General features: G+C 50.4%; 21 protein-coding genes. 9 read left to right on the forward strand and 12 right to left on the reverse strand.

Features of this window, described 5'->3' with window-relative positions; translation table 11 throughout:
- Position 1: 1 nt before the first annotated feature.
- Positions 2–910 (reverse strand): lipid kinase YegS, encoded by a 909-nt coding sequence (yegS, locus tag AC6R10_RS14180; protein ID WP_500672629.1) that lies wholly within the window; start codon positions 908–910, stop codon positions 2–4.
- Between the two features lie 218 nt (positions 911–1,128).
- On the opposite strand from yegS, the gene AC6R10_RS14185 reads away from it, so the two are divergent.
- On the forward strand, positions 1,129–2,304 hold the full coding sequence (locus tag AC6R10_RS14185; protein ID WP_500672630.1) for an MFS transporter: 1,176 nt from the start codon (positions 1,129–1,131) through the stop codon (positions 2,302–2,304).
- Positions 2,305–2,398: 94 nt separating this feature from the next.
- Here the strand turns inward: AC6R10_RS14185 and AC6R10_RS14190 are convergent, their stop codons facing one another.
- Together AC6R10_RS14190 and AC6R10_RS14195 are read right to left on the reverse strand one after the other, a co-directional pair.
- Positions 2,399–2,677 carry a hypothetical protein gene (locus AC6R10_RS14190; RefSeq protein ID WP_334553157.1) on the reverse strand — a complete coding sequence of 93 codons (279 nt, stop codon included), beginning with the start codon at positions 2,675–2,677 and terminating at the stop codon, positions 2,399–2,401.
- A 14-nt stretch (positions 2,678–2,691) separates the two neighbouring features.
- Positions 2,692–3,315 (reverse strand): LysE family translocator, encoded by a 624-nt coding sequence (locus tag AC6R10_RS14195; protein WP_500672693.1) that lies wholly within the window; start codon positions 3,313–3,315, stop codon positions 2,692–2,694.
- A gap of 433 nt (positions 3,316–3,748) precedes the next feature.
- On the opposite strand from AC6R10_RS14195, the gene AC6R10_RS14200 reads away from it, so the two are divergent.
- On the forward strand, positions 3,749–5,053 hold the full coding sequence (locus AC6R10_RS14200; protein WP_334553155.1) for a dicarboxylate/amino acid:cation symporter: 1,305 nt from the start codon (positions 3,749–3,751) through the stop codon (positions 5,051–5,053).
- Between the two features lie 225 nt (positions 5,054–5,278).
- Positions 5,279–6,709 (forward strand): sodium:proton antiporter NhaD, encoded by a 1,431-nt coding sequence (nhaD, locus tag AC6R10_RS14205; RefSeq protein ID WP_500672631.1) that lies wholly within the window; start codon positions 5,279–5,281, stop codon positions 6,707–6,709.
- Between the two features lie 43 nt (positions 6,710–6,752).
- On the opposite strand, the gene AC6R10_RS14210 is transcribed toward nhaD, so the two are convergent.
- From AC6R10_RS14210 to AC6R10_RS14220, 3 genes are read right to left on the reverse strand one after another with little or no spacing between them, the layout of a single operon-like run.
- Complete coding sequence (locus AC6R10_RS14210) at positions 6,753–7,148, reverse strand: hypothetical protein (RefSeq protein ID WP_500672632.1); 396 nt, start codon at positions 7,146–7,148, stop codon at positions 6,753–6,755.
- Positions 7,149–7,152: 4 nt separating this feature from the next.
- On the reverse strand, positions 7,153–7,650 hold the full coding sequence (locus tag AC6R10_RS14215) for a methylated-DNA--[protein]-cysteine S-methyltransferase (RefSeq protein ID WP_500672633.1): 498 nt from the start codon (positions 7,648–7,650) through the stop codon (positions 7,153–7,155).
- Entirely contained in the window at positions 7,647–9,047 is a 1,401-nt protein-coding gene (locus AC6R10_RS14220) for an AlkA N-terminal domain-containing protein (RefSeq protein WP_500672634.1), read from the reverse strand. Before AC6R10_RS14220 ends, AC6R10_RS14215 begins: the two co-directional genes overlap by 4 nt.
- 184 nt (positions 9,048–9,231) lie before the next feature.
- On the opposite strand from AC6R10_RS14220, the gene AC6R10_RS14225 reads away from it, so the two are divergent.
- Positions 9,232–9,435, forward strand: a complete 204-nt coding sequence (locus AC6R10_RS14225) for a hypothetical protein (protein ID WP_334553147.1) — start codon at positions 9,232–9,234, stop codon at positions 9,433–9,435.
- A 182-nt stretch (positions 9,436–9,617) separates the two neighbouring features.
- Positions 9,618–10,199 carry an FMN-dependent NADH-azoreductase gene (locus AC6R10_RS14230; RefSeq protein ID WP_500672635.1) on the forward strand — a complete coding sequence of 194 codons (582 nt, stop codon included), beginning with the start codon at positions 9,618–9,620 and terminating at the stop codon, positions 10,197–10,199.
- A 147-nt stretch (positions 10,200–10,346) separates the two neighbouring features.
- On the opposite strand, the gene AC6R10_RS14235 is transcribed toward AC6R10_RS14230, so the two are convergent.
- Complete coding sequence (locus AC6R10_RS14235; protein ID WP_334553144.1) at positions 10,347–11,240, reverse strand: LysR family transcriptional regulator; 894 nt, start codon at positions 11,238–11,240, stop codon at positions 10,347–10,349.
- Between the two features lie 207 nt (positions 11,241–11,447).
- On the opposite strand from AC6R10_RS14235, the gene AC6R10_RS14240 reads away from it, so the two are divergent.
- On the forward strand, positions 11,448–11,807 hold the full coding sequence (locus AC6R10_RS14240; protein ID WP_334553142.1) for a MaoP family protein: 360 nt from the start codon (positions 11,448–11,450) through the stop codon (positions 11,805–11,807).
- Positions 11,808–11,880: 73 nt separating this feature from the next.
- Here the strand turns inward: AC6R10_RS14240 and AC6R10_RS14245 are convergent, their stop codons facing one another.
- Together AC6R10_RS14245 and AC6R10_RS14250 are read right to left on the reverse strand one after the other, a co-directional pair.
- Positions 11,881–12,132, reverse strand: coding sequence for a DUF3081 domain-containing protein (locus AC6R10_RS14245; RefSeq protein WP_487902985.1), 252 nt, complete (start codon positions 12,130–12,132; stop codon positions 11,881–11,883).
- Between the two features lie 107 nt (positions 12,133–12,239).
- Positions 12,240–12,935 (reverse strand): pirin family protein, encoded by a 696-nt coding sequence (locus AC6R10_RS14250; RefSeq protein ID WP_500672636.1) that lies wholly within the window; start codon positions 12,933–12,935, stop codon positions 12,240–12,242.
- Positions 12,936–13,192: 257 nt separating this feature from the next.
- Between AC6R10_RS14250 and speA the strand changes: the two genes are divergently transcribed.
- Together speA and speB are read left to right on the forward strand one after the other, a co-directional pair.
- Complete coding sequence (gene speA, locus AC6R10_RS14255; RefSeq protein ID WP_500672637.1) at positions 13,193–15,115, forward strand: biosynthetic arginine decarboxylase; 1,923 nt, start codon at positions 13,193–13,195, stop codon at positions 15,113–15,115.
- A complete protein-coding gene (gene speB, locus AC6R10_RS14260) occupies positions 15,116–16,042 on the forward strand; it encodes an agmatinase (RefSeq protein WP_500672638.1) in 927 nt (308 codons plus the stop codon).
- 68 nt (positions 16,043–16,110) lie between these two features.
- Here speB and AC6R10_RS14265 read toward each other — a convergent pair whose 3' ends face one another.
- Genes AC6R10_RS14265 through AC6R10_RS14275 form a run of 3 tightly spaced genes read right to left on the reverse strand, consistent with a single transcriptional unit; the run spans position 16,111 to position 17,835 of the window.
- A complete protein-coding gene (locus tag AC6R10_RS14265; RefSeq protein WP_500672639.1) occupies positions 16,111–16,428 on the reverse strand; it encodes a DUF4144 family protein in 318 nt (105 codons plus the stop codon).
- 27 nt (positions 16,429–16,455) lie between these two features.
- On the reverse strand, positions 16,456–17,406 hold the full coding sequence (locus tag AC6R10_RS14270) for an endonuclease/exonuclease/phosphatase family protein (RefSeq protein ID WP_500672640.1): 951 nt from the start codon (positions 17,404–17,406) through the stop codon (positions 16,456–16,458).
- Between the two features lie 60 nt (positions 17,407–17,466).
- Positions 17,467–17,835 carry an MmcQ/YjbR family DNA-binding protein gene (locus tag AC6R10_RS14275; RefSeq protein ID WP_500672641.1) on the reverse strand — a complete coding sequence of 123 codons (369 nt, stop codon included), beginning with the start codon at positions 17,833–17,835 and terminating at the stop codon, positions 17,467–17,469.
- 131 nt (positions 17,836–17,966) lie between these two features.
- Here AC6R10_RS14275 and AC6R10_RS14280 point away from each other — a divergent pair, with 131 nt between their 5' ends.
- A complete protein-coding gene (locus AC6R10_RS14280; RefSeq protein ID WP_500672642.1) occupies positions 17,967–18,338 on the forward strand; it encodes a hypothetical protein in 372 nt (123 codons plus the stop codon).
- Positions 18,339–18,350: the final 12 nt, after the last annotated feature.

Consider the following 18,350-nt stretch of genomic DNA (forward strand, 5'->3'; position numbering starts at 1 on the left):
ATTACGCTTTTTGGTGGCGGCTTAATACCGGCGTGCTCTCTGGTAGTACAAGGGCGAGGGCTTGCGGTAACACTTCCATCACCACTTCGGGGCAAGAGAGTGGCTCACCATCGAGGTTGATCGGCATAACTTGGCTGGAGAGCCATTCAATGCGCTTGACCTGTTTACGATGAATAAATTGCGTCTCGCCATCGCCTTGCTGCTGAAGCTCACTGAGCACGACAGGGATGTCGGCCGCGCTAAAGGCTTCAATCGATACTGCTTCGAGCAACCCATCATCAATATAGGCATTGGGTGCCAGCTCTTGGCCGCCACCGGCTAGGCGACCGTTGCACACCGCCCCCACCACGACACCGGCTTCGCGCGTATTGTCATCAAAACGAATTGTGCCTTCAAAAGGCTGAAAATTGATCGCCTGCAACAACCCCGACAGCGTATATGCGCCGCCGCCCAAGAAGTTTTTCAGCGCCACCGGCGTATTGGCCGTCACCTGCGCGCCAAAACCCGCGGTCGCAATATTAATGAAGTGACGCTCGTTGGCTTTGGCGGCATCCACTCGGTAACTCTCTCCACTAAGCGCCAGCTTGAGGGCTTGATACGGGGAATCGGTCGGAATATGACAGGCAGTGGCAAAATCATTGGCCGTGCCAAGTGGTAACACCGCCACCTCCAACGCCAGTTGATGTTTGAGAATCGCGTCAACCACTTCATTCACCGTCCCATCACCGCCTCCTGCAATCACCCGGGTGACCTGCTGCTCAGCGGCTTCGCACACGAGGCGCTCAATATCTCCTGCTTCCCATGTTGGCCGTACTTCGAGCGTATGGCCTTCTTTGCGCAGGGCCATCACCGCATCGCGAATATCTTGTTGCGCCGCTTTTTTTCCATTGAGTAGTAGTCGAGTGGTCATGTCAGTGTCCTGTAGTTGTCTTGGCAGAGGTGACGCTAAGCCCGTAGGCTTATGGCTCGATTATAGAGAATAACATCGCCGACGAAAAAGCCTCACCGGTCAGTTCACCGTTAATTACCCATAATTTTGACAAAAGTCATTTGCAAAAGACGCTGTTTTTCACAAAAGAATTCAGCTCGATAATGGCCGCCACTGAACACATCATTGAGAATGAAAGTATGCCTATTGCTCTTTTTGCTCTAACCCTCAGTGCGTTTGCCATCGGCACCACTGAATTTGTCATCGTTGGGTTGATCCCAACTATGGCCGCTGACTTATCGGTCTCGCTGCCCTCAGCCGGTCTGCTGGTCAGCTTATACGCCCTTGGAGTTGCCGTCGGCGCCCCTGTGCTGACCGCGCTGACGGGAAACTGGCCCCGTAAGACGGTACTATTGACCGTCATGGCCCTGTTTGTCGCGGGTAACCTGCTGGCTTGGCAAGCGCCAGGTTACAACACCCTGGTGGCAGCTCGGATCCTAACGGGTCTTGCTCACGGCGTGTTTTTCTCGATTGGCTCGACCATCGCCACAGGTTTGGTGTCCAAAGAGAAAGCCGCCAGCGCCATCGCGATCATGTTTACTGGCCTCACGGTCGCCTTGGTGACGGGAGTGCCTCTTGGCACCTACATCGGTCAGACGTTTGGCTGGCAAGCGACCTTCTTGATCGTCGCCACCTTGGGTCTCATCGCTTGGGTAGGAAGTGCGCTTTTGGTGCCCAGTAATCTGAAACAGCCTCCGGCGACCAAACTCTCCGCACAACTGAGCGTACTGACTCAGCCTCGCTTACTGCTGGTCTATGCGATCACGGCACTGGGTTATGGCGGCACCTTTACCGCGTTCACCTACCTTGCGCCCATTTTGCAGGAAGTGTCCGGCTTTGAAGCCAGCTCTGTCGGCCTCATCATGTTGGTGTATGGCGTGTCTGTCGCGTTTGGCAACATTTGGGGTGGAAAGATGGCCGATACCATGGGACCCATCAAAGCGCTAACGATCATTTTCACTGGCCTTGGCGCCGTACTTTTGGTGTTCAACTTTGCCGCTTACGAACCGATTGCCGCGGTGGTGACGATTCTTATCTGGGGTGCGTTTGCGTTTGGTAACGTCCCGGGGCTACAAGTGTACGTGGTGAACTTAGCCGAGCGTTATACGCCTGATGCCGTAGACGTCGCCTCCGGACTCAACATCGCGGCCTTTAATGTCGGTATCGCTCTGGGCTCTTGGGGTGGGGGTTTAGTCGTTGAACAAACTGGGCTGATGAACACACCTTGGGTCGGCGCTATTGTGGTCGCTCTGGCACTCCTGCTGACTCGCTTTAGCGGCGCGCTAGACCGCCGAACTCAATGGGCAAAAATCTAACGCCCTCTCGATAACCAAGAGGCTCCACTCTCTTGGCGAGCCATAATGACCAACCAAAAACCAATCAGGCCAGCGTTACGCTGGCCTGATTGGTTTACTTTACTCGCATCACTCGATGTTTAACGTTCGATAGTTCTATCTCAAGCACCTGAGAGCGCTTCATCTCACTCACTCTCGCTAACTGCTCGCTAGGGTAGCCTTTACGTTTCATCCATTGCATTGGCTCGTTAAAGCTGTCTTCATTGACGATAAACGCCTCACCTTTGTTGCGCCCTGAGAACACATTCACCACCCAGACACGGGACTGGAACTCCAGCACCTCACGCAATTCGGATTTGGTCGACGTCCACCACTGACCGATTGATCCCAACATATGGCTCCTTTGTCCTAGCTCACCCATAACCAAACACCGACACCCATCATTAAGGTGCCCGCTATTCGGTTCATCAATCGGACATTATGCGATTGACCTAGCATGCGTTTCAAGCCTTTCCCGCCTGTGGCGTAAAGCGTCATGCAAACAAACTCAAACAGCAGAATGATCGATACCAGCACCACCAATTGCGGTGTCAGTGCGACCGATTGATCGATAAAGGGTGGCAGCAGAGAAATCATAAACGCCCAGCCTTTCGGGTTGGCAATCGCGGTCACAAAACCTTGTACCACCAAATCCCAATCACTGTGTGGGGCTGATTCGACCGTCTCATCAAGATTTAGAGCGAGTTTGCCTCTCGAACGCCACATCTGAATCCCTAAATAGAACAGATAACCGCCCCCGAGCACCTTGAGCACAGTAAATAGCCAAGGGTAATTGAGCATCACCGCCGCAATACCAAGCACCGCCGCCACCGCCACCAAACCCACGCCGATCAACTCACCCACCATCATCCACAAGGTACGACGATAACCAATGCTCATCCCCAGCGTCAGCGCCAATGTCATGCACATGCCGGGCGTAATAGAGACAAAAAAGAAAGTGGGAATAAACATCCCTAATAAAGCGGTATTGATCATGAAAAAAAGCCTGATGATGTCATTCTATAATGGCCGAGAGTAACAAGATTTTTCTTGCGAGGCTCGACAAAAATGCACCTAGGATCGCTGTTCACTGCGATTGCGCCATTATAGGCAATAAAGTGAATAAAATATGCTTATCTATGCATTTTCCAAATCAATCAAGCGGACACATCATCTCTATTCCCATGCGGTGAGAAGAAGCCAAGTATTAATGGTCGGGATTTTAACTGTTAAAAACAATAATAATACGTCAATTAATTTACACCAAGCCGTTAACTTGGTGTTAAATTCCAACAAATAGCAGTGACCCAGGTCACATCTCCTTATCGTCAGCGCTTTTTCGCTTTCTGATTTTTCATCCTGCCTGCTAACCTCCCTGCCCGCCTTAAAGTGAATTTTAGGCGCATAACTATAAGGAGTGTTCACTATGAATACCAAGAAACCCATGTCGCTAACCGGCCGAGTGATTTTCGGTATGGTTGCAGGTATCTTGACAGGATTTGCAATTCGCACCCTCTTTGCCGACAACGGATTTGTCGACACATACATCGTCAATGGACTGTTTGAAGTTGGTGGCCAAATATTTGTCGCCAGCTTGAAAATGCTTGTTGTTCCTCTCGTTTTTGTTTCACTGGTGTGTGGCACAAGCTCACTGAAAGATCTTTCTACACTGGGCCGCATGGGCGGCAAAACCTTAGGGTTTTACATTGTCACCACGGCGGTCGCCATCACGCTTGCGCTGACCATGGGTAACCTGTTCCAGCCAGGGGCAGGCGCTGACCTTACGGCAGCAAGCTCATTCCAGTCCGCCGAGGCACCGTCACTGGGTCAGGTGATCATTAACATGTTCCCGACCAACCCAATCAGCGCAATGGCAGAAGGTAAAACTCTGCAAGTGATCGTGTTTGCCGTATTATTTGGCGTTGCCATCAGCGCGGCGGGCAAGCCAGGTGAGCGCATTGCAGCGTTCTTCTCTGATCTCAATGAAGTGATCATGAAACTGGTGGCGATTTTGATGAACTTGGCGCCGTTTGGCGTGTTCTTCTTGATGGCGAAACTGTTTACTGGTCTGGGTCTTAGCGCCATCATCAACTTGGCGGAGTACTTCCTTGTCCTGGCTGGCACCTTGATTTTGCACGGTTTAGTCACTTACAGCGTGATGCTGAAAGGCTTCACCGGTCTGAGTCCAATCACCTTCTTGAAGAAGATGGAAGACGCGGTCATGTTTGCGTTTTCGACCGCATCGTCAAATGCCACCATTCCGGTAACGATGGAAACGGTGAAAAACCGCATGGGCGTGGAAAACCGCGTCTCCTCGTTCACGGTGCCACTAGGCGCGACAGTGAACATGGATGGTACGGCCATCATGCAAGGTGTCGCAACAGCCTTTATCGCGCAAGCCTTTAACATCGACCTCACCATGGGTGACTACTTGATGGTGATCATGACCGCAACACTGGCGTCTATCGGCACAGCAGGCGTACCAGGTGTTGGTCTCGTGATGCTGGCGATGGTACTTAACCAAGTCGGTCTGCCGTTGGAAGGTATCGCCCTTATCATGGGTGTCGACCGCTTGCTGGATATGATCCGTACCGCCGTCAACATTACCGGTGATAGCGCAGTGACGGTCATCGTCGCGAAATCGGAAGGTGCACTGGATGAGACACGCTTTAACGACCCTCAAGCGGGCGTAAAAGAGGAAGAGGTTCACCTCAAGCAGGTTGAAGCCTAACCGCTCATCTCGCGGACCTTCCGCAATGAAAGTACGCCAAAAGCCTCAAACCTCGGTTTGAGGCTTTTGCTTTCTCATCTACCCATTTAGTCAAACGTCGACAATAACTCATTCAAATTCAGGCATATCCAATCTATCTCACACATCCCAATCTGATAACTCTTTAAAATAGGGACTCAACATTCTCGCTATCTTTCTATAACAACTCTTTCAAGGAGTGAAAGTATGAAATTGCATTGGTCAGCCCTATTTGCCCTTTTGTTGCTCCCTTTTCCGACCCTTGCTTCCACCGCCCATGACACACTGCCTCTTACCCAATCGACCATAGGTTACGCCGCGCTGCTGATCTTTGCGATGGCCTATACCTTGGTGATGCTCGAAGAGTACTTGCAGCTGAGAAAGTCCAAACCTGTCTTGTTGGCTGCGGGTATCATCTGGGCCATGATTGGCTACGTCTATTCTCAGCACGATCAGATAGAGGTCGCCAAAGCAGCGCTGGAACATAACCTGCTCGAATACGCTGAGCTGTTACTGTTCTTATTGGTCGCCATGACCTACATCAGCGCGATGGAAGAGCGTCGACTGTTTGATGCGCTGCAAGCATGGATGGTGGGCAAAGGCTTTAATTTCCGCGCGCTGTTTTGGCTGACCGGGATACTCGCCTTCTTTATTTCACCGATAGCCGATAACTTAACCACCGCACTGCTGATGTGCGCCGTTGTACTGAAAGTGGCGGGCAATAACCCTAAATTCATCAATTTAGCCTGTATTAATATCGTTATTGCCGCCAACGCCGGCGGCGCTTTTAGCCCATTTGGTGACATTACCACCCTGATGGTGTGGCAGGCGGGCCATGTCTCCTTTGCTGAGTTTATGCCGCTGTTTGTCCCTTCACTGATCAACTACATCATTCCGGCGTTCATCATGTCGCTGTTTGTACCCAATAGTAAGCCGAACGTGGTGCATGAACACATTGAGCTCAAACGCGGCGCGCGCCGTATTGTCGGGCTGTTTATCCTGACGATCGCGACGGCAGTGGCCTTCCATGCAGTGCTGCACTTCCCACCGGTGATGGGCATGATGATGGGGCTCGCCTATTTGCAGTTTTTTGGCTTTTTCCTTCGAAAAACCCTCAAGACCTCGTTACACAAAAAAGCCGCGCGCGCGATTGCGAACCGTGATGATTACGCACTCAAGCGCCTCGGGTCTGTCGTCCCGTTTGATGTGTTTCGCCGCGTCTCTCACGCGGAGTGGGACACCCTGCTGTTCTTCTACGGCGTCGTGATGTGTGTGGGAGGGTTAAGTCTGCTCGGCTACTTAGGCGTGATTTCTGAGGTGATGTACACCCAGTGGGATCCCATGTGGGCCAACGTCATGGTGGGGATTCTCTCAGCCATCGTCGATAACATTCCTGTGATGTTCGCTGTACTCACCATGGAGCCGAGTATGTCGATGGGTAACTGGCTACTGGTCACACTGACCGCCGGTGTCGGCGGTAGCTTACTCTCAATAGGGTCTGCGGCGGGGGTAGCCTTGATGGGGGCGGCGCACGGTAAGTACACCTTCTTTGGTCACCTCAAATGGATGCCCGCTATTGCGCTTGGTTATATCGCGAGTATCGTCTGCCACATGGCACTCAATGGGGGCATGTTCTAACGTTTTAACGTTCTAAACGCTCTAGCGCGCGTAACAGACAAAATTAAGGCTTCACTGGCAAAGGCTGCGCACCGCGCTTTTGCCAGATGCTCGCCAACTGATATTTAGCACACACGCTGCACGTCAGCACTTCATTTTTGCCGTGGATACGCATCACGATGTCTTCTCGCTGCTCTTTTGAGTTGTTGCGCATTTGGATGAACAACTGATTGCCCTCGACATTAAAACTCTTTTCTAAGTTCGGTTGCCCCGCTTTAATAAAGGTCACCATCGCATTATTAAAGCGCAGCACGTCGTCGTTGTACTGGTTTTCGTAGTCGCCGACAAACTCATAGGTTTGCTTGTTGAGGTAACGTTCAGCGTCATCTTCTGAACAGCCGACAAGAACCAGTGACGCCAGCAGTACCCTCACCCTCCAATTGCATTGTCGACCAACCATAACTTTACCTCGTACTTTCCAATTTCAAGAGAGACGCCTTACGCTCCACGCCCCCCGCATAACCCGTTAATTTACCGCTTTTACCTATTACGCGATGACAAGGCACAATGATCGAAATGGGATTTTTCCCGTTCGCCGCCCCCACCGCACGCACCGCTTTAGGGTTGCCTATGGCATCGGCGAGTTGCTGATAGCTCCACGTTTCACCAAAAGGTATCGTCGTTAGCGCTTGCCAAACTTGACGTTGAAATGGCGTGCCCTGCGCGACGAGAGGCAGGTCAAAACTCTCACGCTGATTGGCAAAGTACTGCTCTAACTGTTTGATTGCTTTAGTCAGTATAGGATCAGAATCGCTGCGCTGGCCTAAATTTTCTGGCTGAGTGGTCTGTGTTTCAAACCACGCTCCAGTCAGCCCCTCACGAGTGGCTTGTAAAACCATCTCACCGAGAGGACTGGTCATGGTGGTGTAGACGTATTGAGTTTGCTCGTTGTGCGTGGTCATGTATGGCTCCAACAATGAAAAGTGGCGTAGCTCCCCCAAGGGGCGACGCGTGTCGAGGTGAGAGAAGGAAAGCGCGCCAACGCTTTTTTCACCACCAGATCCGTATCAAGAAAGCAGTTCGCTTGCGACGCGCCGCGCAGTTTGGCGTAGTTGACTGTCCAAGGGCCGATGCCTTTCAAGGTCAGCCACTCATCGGGCTCTGCCTGAGGTTGTTCTAGCATAAACTGGGCAAACCGCGAGAGGGTCTCTTTGCGACTTTGCGGCATTTTCAAAAATGCCAAATCGGCACTCGCCACCTCGGCCGGCGTCGGAAAGTGAGTGACGCCGCCTGGTTGCAGGGTCGAGGCCAACAAATTGAGCTGTCCGATCGCCGCTTTGATGGACACTTGCTGACCCAAAATCGCCCTCACGCCGGCCTCCCAACAATCCCAGACACCGGGAATTCGCAGCCCAGAATACCTAACCAATGACGACTCTATCGCCGTCAAATGTGCTTCCACCGCGGTGATGTCGGTGTCCAAATCAAACATGCGTCTTAGCTGAGTCACTAAAGGTCGAAGCAAGCGTGTGTCCTCAAGCTCAAACTCTACCCTCATCACGCCCGGTTTATGGGGATAAATGCAAATATGAGCGTGATGATGACCGACAGTGACAACGCGCGAATAATGGCGGTCACTGACCTGCTCTAATCCCTCTATTGCGCGCAAACGATAAAAATCCAGCATTTGCGACCAATCCAGTGGGCCTTTGTACGCAAGATCAATCACAGAGTGCGATTGGGCATCACTGCCTTGCCGACGCACTTGGCTCGGCGTTAGTTTCAGCACCTGTTTAAACGCATCGTTGAAGCGCCGCACGCTTTGAAATCCACTGGCAAACGCAATCGCCCCAATCGGCATCGAGCTCGAGTGGAGCAGTTGTTTGGCAAACAGCAGCTGAGTCGATTGCAGGTATTGTTTCGGTGACATCCCTAAGTATTTTTCGAACAGCTTGCGCAAATAGCGATCGCTGATCCCCAGACGCTCGGACAAATGAGGCAATCCCTTACTGTCTACCTCTCCTTGCTCAATCAGAGTGATGGCACGTTGAAATGTGGTTTCCACCCCTTTCCATGCCCACGAACTCGGCGCACTGTCCGGTCGACAGCGTAGGCATGGCCGAAAGCCCGCCTGCAATGCTTGGGCGCGATCAAGAAAGTAGGTGACGTTTTCCTCTTTCGGTAAGTTGGCTGGGCATATCGGACGGCAGAAAATACCCGTTGTTTTGACGCCAATGTAGAACTGGCCGTCAAAGCGGGCATCTCGGCTTAACCTCGCTTGCTGGCATTCGTGCACACTCAATGGGCCGAGCATCGCCATAGGCGATGACACGCCCTGTCCTTTTTTACCTGTGGTCATTATTCACATTGCTCTCTTGGCGCTAAGTCATGGAGAAAGTCTAACGGTTTGCACACGCAATACTAGCCATTTTCGGAACTCAACCTTGTCAACTTTTGGATGAAAACTTTGGGATGAAGGTCTTGGCGAAAGTGCGAACCTCATCTAAATTAAAAGATGAACAATAAAAATAAGGTAGTTGGCTATGAATTTACACACTTGCACGATTGTCCTAAAGGACAACATCACCATGATCTGCGACAGCGTCGAACAATCGCTCGGTTACATCGACTCGCATGGCGCAGCCAATATTGACCACATTCTGATTGATGCCTCCGACGGAGCGCATGTGCAGTCGTTCCATCATTTGAGCGTTGAAGAGTCCATCGAGAGCCTGATGAATCTCTGAATGGCCTCTTAGTTGTTGAGAGAGTGACTCATTCAAAAAAATTGAATGAGTCACTCAGTTTTCTCCGCTTATCCTTTCTCCGACATAGCGATAGACTGGTTATCAACTAGCCGAGCTAGACACACTTAACCGTTCTGCGATTCGTGTTTAGAGTTTAAGAACCTCATTGAAAGGATAAAATTATGGCACAGACACTCGTTCTAAAATCCAGCATCTTGGGTGAGCACTCTCAGTCAAACCAAATCATTGACAAGGTGCTAGAGGGAAAATCAGGCATCATCGAGCGTGATTTGGCCGCCAACCCAATCCCTGTTCTTGACCTTAACGTCGCTACTGCGCTTCGTAGCCCAGCAGATGATTTATCTGACGAGCTCAAAGCGGTACTCGCACTTTCGAACCAGTTGATCGATGAAATCAAAGCGGCCGATCAAATCGTGATTGGCGCGCCAATGTACAACTTCTTGATCCCGACTCAACTGAAGAACTACTTCGACTTGATTGCTCGTGCGGGCGTCACGTTCAGCTACACGGAAAACGGTCCTGTTGGCCTACTTGAAAACAAAAAAGTCGTGGTGGTCACAACACGCGGTGGTCTACACAAAGATTCACCTCGTAACTCGATTGAAAGTTACCTCACCACGATTCTTGGCTTTATCGGCCTTACCGACGTTGAGTTTGTTTACGCAGAAGCGCTCAACATGGGTGATGAGCCGGCTGCAGAAGCTCGTGAGCAAGCACTTACTCAATTGGCTGAGCTCGTGTAACCCGACGTTCTCGATTGCTAGACACAAAAAAACCTCGACGCTTCACTTAATCGGATCGTCGAGGTTTTTCTTTTCTATCGAGCTCGTTTCTTAACAAACCGTTTTAATCCATCCCGATTCAAGCTATTCCGTTTCAAGCACTTAGGCCTACTCGTCTACCGGCCAATCCGCCATCTGCTGAAAGCTGAACGCCGTGACAGGATCGATGGTTTTCACCAACTTCTCTACCTGACTGATGGCATCGATCGACGTGCTCGCCTTGCGATAACTCAAGTAGATCGGACGATACCACTCTGCCACGCCATCCACTTTGACCAATTGCCCGCTGGCTAAGAAGGGCTCGACAAGAGAGGTGGGTAAGTAAGCACTTCCTCCCTTTTCAAGGATGAAGTCTAAAGCGATGCGCGCAGTTGAAGTACGTAGATAAGGCGCTGGGATCTTAGGGTGGCGCTCAGCATGTTCAGAGGCAAACTTAGTGCCCCAATCGACATACACGTACTTGTCTTCCAGCACTTGATCCACGCTGCCCTCTGAGGTCGAAACCAAGACCAACACCACATCCGCGACTTTTTTACAATTGAGCTCATCGGCTTTGATTTGGTCAAAAGCGAACGCCATATCTAAGGTGCGTTCTTGCAAACTGCGATTGAGTGCTTCTCTGCCCATGATTTCAGCCATAAAGCCATAACCACTGAAGGCATCCGTGATGAGGCTTAAGCCATTTTGCAGATACGCATCCCACACGTTTGGCGTCCCGCCTATGGTCAGTTGCAGTGCTTTGCCATTTTCTAGGGAGAGTTCTAATTTCGCCTGCTGCAAGGTGCTGACCATCACTTCCGCGTAGCCAATCAAACGCTCACCGGCGGAAGTCAGTTTGATGTTGTTGCGATCACGGATGAAGAGTTGCGTATCAAAATAGCTTTCCAATTGCTTGATACGTGCGCTAACCGCAGCTTGAGTGATGTACAGGTTTTCCGCCGCACGACCAAAATGGCGTACATTGGCCAATTCTAAAAAGGTTCTGAAGACTTTAACGTCCATTAATATTCCTCAAAGTGCAAGCGTTCAAGCCTACCAAATCTTGCCATTAAGCAAACCATTGAATGGGCAAAATGTTACCTTAAAACCATAAAAATGTTTAATAGTGACAATAAAAAAGTTTTGTTTTCCTTTTGCTAACTTTGCGCCTAATTTTCGATCTGTACCGCTTAGGTCATTTATCAATTGTAGGTTACAGAGGCTACCACAATGTCTGACACTGAATTTCGTCACGGCAAAAAACGTTTTTACGACAACACTAAGTTTCCACGCGGCTTTGCTAAGTCTGGTGATTTTACGCTCGCTGAAGAAGAAATCCTAACCCTCTATGGTGACACCATGTTGGGCTTGGAGAACGGCGATCTCTCACCTGAAAACGCAGAAGAAAAGCATTTCGTAAAAGTTATCGAAAACCCTGGAAAAGCGAAAACCAAGCTGGAACGTGTGTGGTTAAAATACGTTCAACTCGCTCGTGGTCGTAAACGCTTTCACACCCTAAATGGTCGTTCAAAACCAGATGGCAATGTGGAAGATTACGCCGATGATGTGAGCTTGGTGGAAGAAGATTAATCTCGACCCGCAAGCACAGAATAACAAAGCCCAGATTGGCAACAATCTGGGCTTTAACTTTTCTGCGGCTCGGCTATTTGGCCAAAGAGGCGACCTTTTTCAAGAAGCTGTCTCTTAGATGCTCTTGGTCATACTCTAAATGATAGGTGTTGTGGAAACCGATTTTGAGTTCAACGCCGTTACCGCGTAGAAAGACGTTGTAGCCATCATAGTCGGAAAACGCTTCGACCCCTTCATACATCTTGCCAAACTCGGTCGGCGTGCCGCGCGCCATTACCATCTCGTAAGCCTGCAATACTTTGGTCGGATCCAGTTCGTTTTTCATCGCTGACCCTCCTGTTATGTTCTCATTTCAAGTATGGCTCTGTGTGTACAATTTAGCCACTGGAGAAAGACAGTGACATCACGCTTTCTCTATTTACTCTTGAGGCGCTAGGGAAGATCAAACAGCAACGCTTTGACGTTGTCAGCGCCGCGATTGACGAGCGTGATTCGAGAGGTGGACTCTACCTTTGCACCATCTCCTCCTTGCAAGGTAATACCCTCAACCTCTAACGTGCCGTCGATTTGGTGCACATACACCTTGCGATCGGCGCCAAGCGCGTAATCCAGCGATTCGCCCGGTAATAAAATCAACTGATGTAGTTGGGCATCTTGTTTAATGTGCAAGGTACCCGCATCGCCTGTGGGCGTCGCGATGGTCGTTAACCCAGGCGCTTGACCAAAGTCTTTTTGCTGATAACCAGGCGTTTGACCGAAAGTGTTCGGCTCAATCCAAATTTGCAAGAAGCGCAATGCATCGGTTTTCGACGCATTGTATTCACTGTGATAGATGCCTTTTCCCGCCGACATCAATTGGAACTCACCCGCAGGCAGTGACTTAATATTACCTTCACTGTCTTTATGTTCGATGCTGCCCTCAAGAACGTAGCTGATGATTTCCATATCTCGGTGGCCGTGGGTATCAAACCCTGCGCCGGGTGCCACTTCATCGTCGTTGATGACGCGCAGCGCGGAAAAACCCATCTGCTGCGGATCGTAATAGTGGCCAAATGAAAACGTGTGTTTGCTGTCGAGCCAACCAAAATTGGCGCGGCCGCGATCGTGTGCGTGTCTCACTGTGATCATGACATTACTCCTCTTTCTTTCCCTTAGATTAGGGGATGCTTTCGCTCACAAACAGCGCATAAATTTGGCTTAATAGTTCGAAATTTTTGATGAAGCAGGCGTAAAGCAATTCTTGCCCTATCGACAAATTGTTTTTGTTGGACACTAGGGGGTGTTTGTACGTTAATGCGCTCGTCGCGATAACCCGGTCATCAAATTAAGCCCGCGACTCGTATGATTTCTAACTACACTGAAATCATGTTTTATTCTTTATCTTTGTGAGACTTGATGTGGAAAATTCTTCCAAACTTGACCGCGTTCGCGCTGACTACAATGTTCAACACTGGAGCCAAGGCTTTTACGGTATCGATAACCAAGGTGAGGTGTATGTGTCACCTGCGCTTGGTCAAGATCACCAAGTGCCACTGAGCAAAATTGTCGCTCAACTCGAACAAAAACAGCTTAATTTGCCGGTACTGGTCCGCTTCCCTCAGATCCTGCATCAACGTGTGCACGGCATCTGTGATGCATTCAACCAAGCGATTGACGAGTACCAATACCCGAATAACTACTTGCTGGTTTACCCGATCAAAGTGAACCAACAAAAAGAAGTGGTCGATGAGATCCTTGCCAGCCAAGCGCAACTAGAGACCAAACAACTTGGCCTAGAAGCGGGCAGTAAGCCAGAACTTTTGGCGGTACTGGCACTGGCGCAAAAAGCGAGTTCAGTGATCGTCTGCAACGGCTATAAAGATAGAGAGTACATTCGCCTAGCGCTGATCGGTGAAAAACTGGGTCACAAAGTCTTCATCGTGCTTGAGAAAATGTCCGAGCTGGACTTAGTGCTTAAAGAAGCGAAAAGTCTTGGCGTTAAACCGCGCATGGGCATTCGTATTCGCCTGGCCTCTCAAGGTGCGGGGAAATGGCAATCAAGTGGCGGTGACAAATCGAAGTTTGGTCTAGCGGCATCACAAGTGCTTGGCGTGATTGATAGGCTAACGAAAGAGAACCAATTGGACTCTTTGCAACTGGTGCATTTCCACTTGGGCTCGCAGATGGCGAACATCCGCGATATTCGTAATGGTGTAAACGAATCGGCGCGCTTCTACTGTGAACTGCGCGGCATGGGTGCCAACATTCAATATTTCGATATTGGTGGCGGACTCGCGGTGGACTACGACGGCACACGTAGTCAATCCACTAGCTCAATGAACTATGGCTTGATTGAATATGCGCGCAACATCGTCAACACGGTTGGAGATGTGTGCACGCAGTACGAACAACCCATGCCGACGATCATTTCCGAATCGGGTCGCTCACTTACCGCCCACCACGCGGTACTGATCACCAACGTGATCGGCACAGAAGCCTACCAGCCGGAAGTGGTCAATGAGCCAGAACTTGATGACCCACTGCTGCTACAAAACATGTGGCGCAACTGGGAAAGTTTGCAAGATGGCAGTGATGCGCGTGCATTAATTGAGATTTACAACGATACGCAAAGCGACCTTGCCGAAGTGCATTCGCTATTTGCTGCGGGGGTGTTGAACCTGCACCAGCGCGCTTGGGCAGAGCAAATGTCATTGCGTATTTACTACGAGCTCAGCCGATTGATGAGCACCAAAAACCGCTTCCATCGCCCTATTTTGGACGAACTGAGTGAGCGTTTGGCGGATAAGTTCTTCATCAACTTTTCGCTGTTTCAATCGCTACCTGACGCTTGGGGTATTGATCAGGTGTTCCCAGTCCTACCTCTGTCAGGGCTTGAGAATGTCGAAGACCGCCGCGCAGTGATGCTCGACATCACTTGTGACTCAGACGGTACCGTCGATCAGTACGTCGATGGTCAAGGCATTGAGACGACTCTCCCTGTCCCAGCATGGAGCAAAGATAAGCCGTACTTTATGGGCTTTTTCTTGGTCGGTGCCTACCAAGAGATCTTGGGTGACATGCACAACTTATTCGGTGACACGCACAGTGCGGTCGTGACCGTAGATGACAGTGGCGAACCTATCATCGAGCGTATCGATGAGGGCGACACTGTAGAAGATATGATGCGCTACGTGCATATTGATGTCGATAACATCCGTGAGCACTACCGTGAACTGGTCACGCAGCGTGTCAGTGAACAAGAACAGCAAAGCGTATTGCAAGAACTTGAGCAAGGCTTAAGTGGCTATACCTATTTAGAGGATTTCTAAGTGAACGATTTGTTTAGCAAAATCGATTATTCGCTCTACTCCAACGCGATGACCTTTTGTCGTCGCCCTTATATGCGCGATCCTATCGGCAGTGATGCCGATTTGGTTATCCTCGGCGTACCTTTAGATATGGCTACGTCAGGGCGACCTGGCGCGCGTATGGGCCCTGACGCCATTCGTCGTGCCTCGGTCAACTTGGCATGGGAAAGCAAAAAGTTCCCATGGGATTTCAACGTGTTCAAACGTGCTAACGTGATTGACGCGGGTGATTTGGTGTTCGACTGCGGCGACGCTGAAGACTTCACCTACCGCCTTGAAGCGGCGACCAGTGAAATTTTGCGTGATGGTAAAACCATGTTGGCACTGGGCGGTGACCATTTTGTCACCTTACCCATCTTGCGAGCCTACGCGAAGCATCACGGTGAAATGGCGCTCGTCCACTTTGACGCGCACACCGACACCTACGCGAACGGCAGCTCATACGATCATGGCACTATGTTCTATCATGCGCCAAAAGAAGGGTTGATTTCGCCTAAACACTCAGTACAAATTGGTATTCGTACGGAATACAAAAAGCAAGATCATGGCTTTAACGTCATCAATGCGATGGAAGCCAATGAACTGAGCGCGAGTGAGATTGTTTCACAAGTGCGAGACATCGTCGGCGACAAACCGGTGTATGTGACTTTTGACATCGACTGTTTAGACCCTGCTTTTGCACCCGGTACAGGCACCCCGGTATGTGGCGGTCTGAACTCTGATAAAGTGCTGAAAATCATCCGCGGTTTTGCGGGTATGAACATCGTTGGTATGGACGTCGTAGAAGTGTCTCCTCCCTACGACCACGCAGACCTCACCTCACTCGCGGGCGCCACCATCGCACTAGAGTTGATGTACGCTTGGGCAGCCAATCGCATCGAAGAATAACAACATCACTGACCAACAGGGAGTCCACGACTCCCTGTTTTGTTTTCTGGGCTGTCATTTGAGGGGACTTACACCACGCTCAGCGATTCGATGGCTTGCTGTATTGAAGTAAAGTGGATTTTCGTCAAGCACACTTCCACCTTGGCAAACTCATGTTCTTGTACCCATTGGGTCACTTGTTCGAGCGTAATAAGCTCGCTGTGAGGCTGGTAGTGATAGCCTTGTTCGTCTGTTGAGATGAGAAAACACCGACCACGGCTATCAATCAGCCAATCGTCTTCACTCCAGATCAGCGACGTGAGTTCACTTTCCAACACATCTTGAGAGGGCACATAGAGTAGCTCGTAATCACCATCTAACTTGAACATGCATGGCCATTCTATCATGGTTGAGTTTCCTATTGTGTTGTCAAACTATAAAACAAACGAGACCGTCACCGAGACAAACGCGTGATCGCTCGCTTGGCTATCTTGCGCGAAGGATGGGTTGATCAGATGTTGATCCAACACCTGATAGCCAACAACATCCGCAAGTGAGTATGGCGACTGAGCTTGAAACTCTTGCGATAGAAGCAGGTAGTCCAACACATTGCCCGTTGCGAAATGATAATGTGTGGCCGCTCGGTCTTTTGCTTTGTCATTGGCTTGGTAGAGGTTCCAGCTGTCTTCAAGGGTGAGTGTCGCACTGTCGCTGCTGGCATTGAGCGTGAGTTGCCCAGTCAGTACACTGTCCAAACTTTGATTCATATCGCCCATCAGCACAGTCGGCACTGGATGTGACCGGTAGGCGTTTTCCATCGCAATTCGAAGCATCACGGCTTCCCAGCCACGTTGTTGATGAGACAACCAGCGCCCGAGAAGTGGATGCTCACTCCCACCAGTTGCGCTCTCTGTCGCGCGTTGAGATTTTAGGTGACACACATAAACGGCAACTTCGCCTATATTAGGCACCGATACCTCAGCCGCAATCGGCTGACGACTAAAATGAGGAAAGGGAACGCCATAGCACTCCATTAAAGCGCTAGGGGGCGTCACCGCCTGACAACGTGTGATTGGGTAGCGAGACGCCACTGCCACAACAGGCTGGGAGTAGATGTATTCCTGCTCAATATGCGGCGTATCGACGACCGCAAAATAGCCATAGCCGAGATCCGCCATCATCTGTCTCGCGGCCTCAATCGAGAACACCTCTTGCAGCCCGACAATATCCGCATCAAGAAGCGTTAATTTCTCCTTCGTCCAGCGACATTTTTCCGCCCACGCTTGCGTCTCATAGATATTCTCAAAATCATAAAACGCGTTGGGCGGCGCGACAAAATTGAACAGGTTTGCGGTGGCAAACGTCAGTGTCTGATGGGTGTGCAAGCGAAGTCTCTAACGATAAAATCATAGGATGAGTGTACCAAATTTCTGCGCGACGCTGCGTTACTTCTCGATCTCAATACCTAACTCTTTACGAACACGCTGACTCAGTCCTTTGCTCACCAATTGGTAGGAGGCGTTCAAATAGTACTGGAGCGCTTCATCGCGCTCCGGCGAGGCATCGATTTGCTGAATCCATTTCATGCCGCGGCTGGCAAAGTACGGCGCCGGAATATAGCCGTCACTTTCACTGAGGAAGACAAAGTTTCTCTCTGATGTCTTAAACGTGTAAGCAGGCGTACCACTTGGCGTGCGCGTACCGATGGCAAACACCTTGCCGCCCACTTTCCACACCTCGCTGTTGCCCCATTGCACCACGTGTGTGGTTGCCGGTAAGGCGCGGCAAAATTGATTGAATTGTTCGTGATTCATCGCCATTCCTTTTTGATTTAGGTCGAGTGCATAGAGCACAAGATAAATTGATCCATTACAGGTGACAACAGAGGGGATTGATGTAGTATCGCCATTATTAACTATATGATTAAAATGGAATTAGCACCTCGATGCGATTGGAACACGTACTAGAGATCATCGAATTTACCGACTCAGACCACCTAGAAAATGCGATGGCGCATTACCAAACACACGCTTGGGTGGCGGACACGTTACTGCCGTATCTGCACCCCATTTATGACATGGCGCCCGAGGCGCTGTGCCAGCATCTTTCTGACCTTGGATTTAAAGGCACATTGAGCATTGTGCCGCATCAAGATGGTAGCGCCCAGCGCAGCTACTTGCTGTTTGACGCCAGTCGCATCGATGCGCACACCGCCGTGCAATTATCTGGCGCACTATCGTCATCGAAACCACAATCCACATCCTGCCATTCTACCCAACCCAAGGTGAATAGCGTGCAAGAAGAAGAGGCGCTCTAGGCGCCTCAATTG

The organism is Vibrio sp. R12-SG2-ISO1 (genome assembly GCF_059834045.1).

Excerpts from the sequence above, each read along its gene's own strand:
- AC6R10_RS14200 (WP_334553155.1), top strand. The coding sequence starts at position 3,749 with ATGAATACCAAGAAACCCATGTCGCTAACCGGCCGAGTGATTTTCGGT.
- AC6R10_RS14225 (WP_334553147.1), top strand. The coding sequence starts at position 9,232 with ATGAATTTACACACTTGCACGATTGTCCTAAAGGACAACATCACCATG.
- AC6R10_RS14185 (WP_500672630.1), top strand. The coding sequence starts at position 1,129 with ATGCCTATTGCTCTTTTTGCTCTAACCCTCAGTGCGTTTGCCATCGGC.
- AC6R10_RS14265 (WP_500672639.1), bottom strand. The coding sequence starts at position 16,428 with ATGATAGAATGGCCATGCATGTTCAAGTTAGATGGTGATTACGAGCTA.
- AC6R10_RS14235 (WP_334553144.1), bottom strand. The coding sequence starts at position 11,240 with ATGGACGTTAAAGTCTTCAGAACCTTTTTAGAATTGGCCAATGTACGC.
- AC6R10_RS14275 (WP_500672641.1), bottom strand. The coding sequence starts at position 17,835 with ATGAATCACGAACAATTCAATCAATTTTGCCGCGCCTTACCGGCAACC.
- AC6R10_RS14240 (WP_334553142.1), top strand. The coding sequence starts at position 11,448 with ATGTCTGACACTGAATTTCGTCACGGCAAAAAACGTTTTTACGACAAC.
- AC6R10_RS14245 (WP_487902985.1), bottom strand. The coding sequence starts at position 12,132 with ATGAAAAACGAACTGGATCCGACCAAAGTATTGCAGGCTTACGAGATG.
- yegS (WP_500672629.1), bottom strand. The coding sequence starts at position 910 with ATGACCACTCGACTACTACTCAATGGAAAAAAAGCGGCGCAACAAGAT.
- AC6R10_RS14220 (WP_500672634.1), bottom strand. The coding sequence starts at position 9,047 with ATGACCACAGGTAAAAAAGGACAGGGCGTGTCATCGCCTATGGCGATG.
- AC6R10_RS14230 (WP_500672635.1), top strand. The coding sequence starts at position 9,618 with ATGGCACAGACACTCGTTCTAAAATCCAGCATCTTGGGTGAGCACTCT.
- AC6R10_RS14210 (WP_500672632.1), bottom strand. The coding sequence starts at position 7,148 with ATGGTTGGTCGACAATGCAATTGGAGGGTGAGGGTACTGCTGGCGTCA.
- AC6R10_RS14215 (WP_500672633.1), bottom strand. The coding sequence starts at position 7,650 with ATGACCACGCACAACGAGCAAACTCAATACGTCTACACCACCATGACC.
- AC6R10_RS14190 (WP_334553157.1), bottom strand. The coding sequence starts at position 2,677 with ATGTTGGGATCAATCGGTCAGTGGTGGACGTCGACCAAATCCGAATTG.
- AC6R10_RS14250 (WP_500672636.1), bottom strand. The coding sequence starts at position 12,935 with ATGATCACAGTGAGACACGCACACGATCGCGGCCGCGCCAATTTTGGT.
- nhaD (WP_500672631.1), top strand. The coding sequence starts at position 5,279 with ATGAAATTGCATTGGTCAGCCCTATTTGCCCTTTTGTTGCTCCCTTTT.
- AC6R10_RS14280 (WP_500672642.1), top strand. The coding sequence starts at position 17,967 with ATGCGATTGGAACACGTACTAGAGATCATCGAATTTACCGACTCAGAC.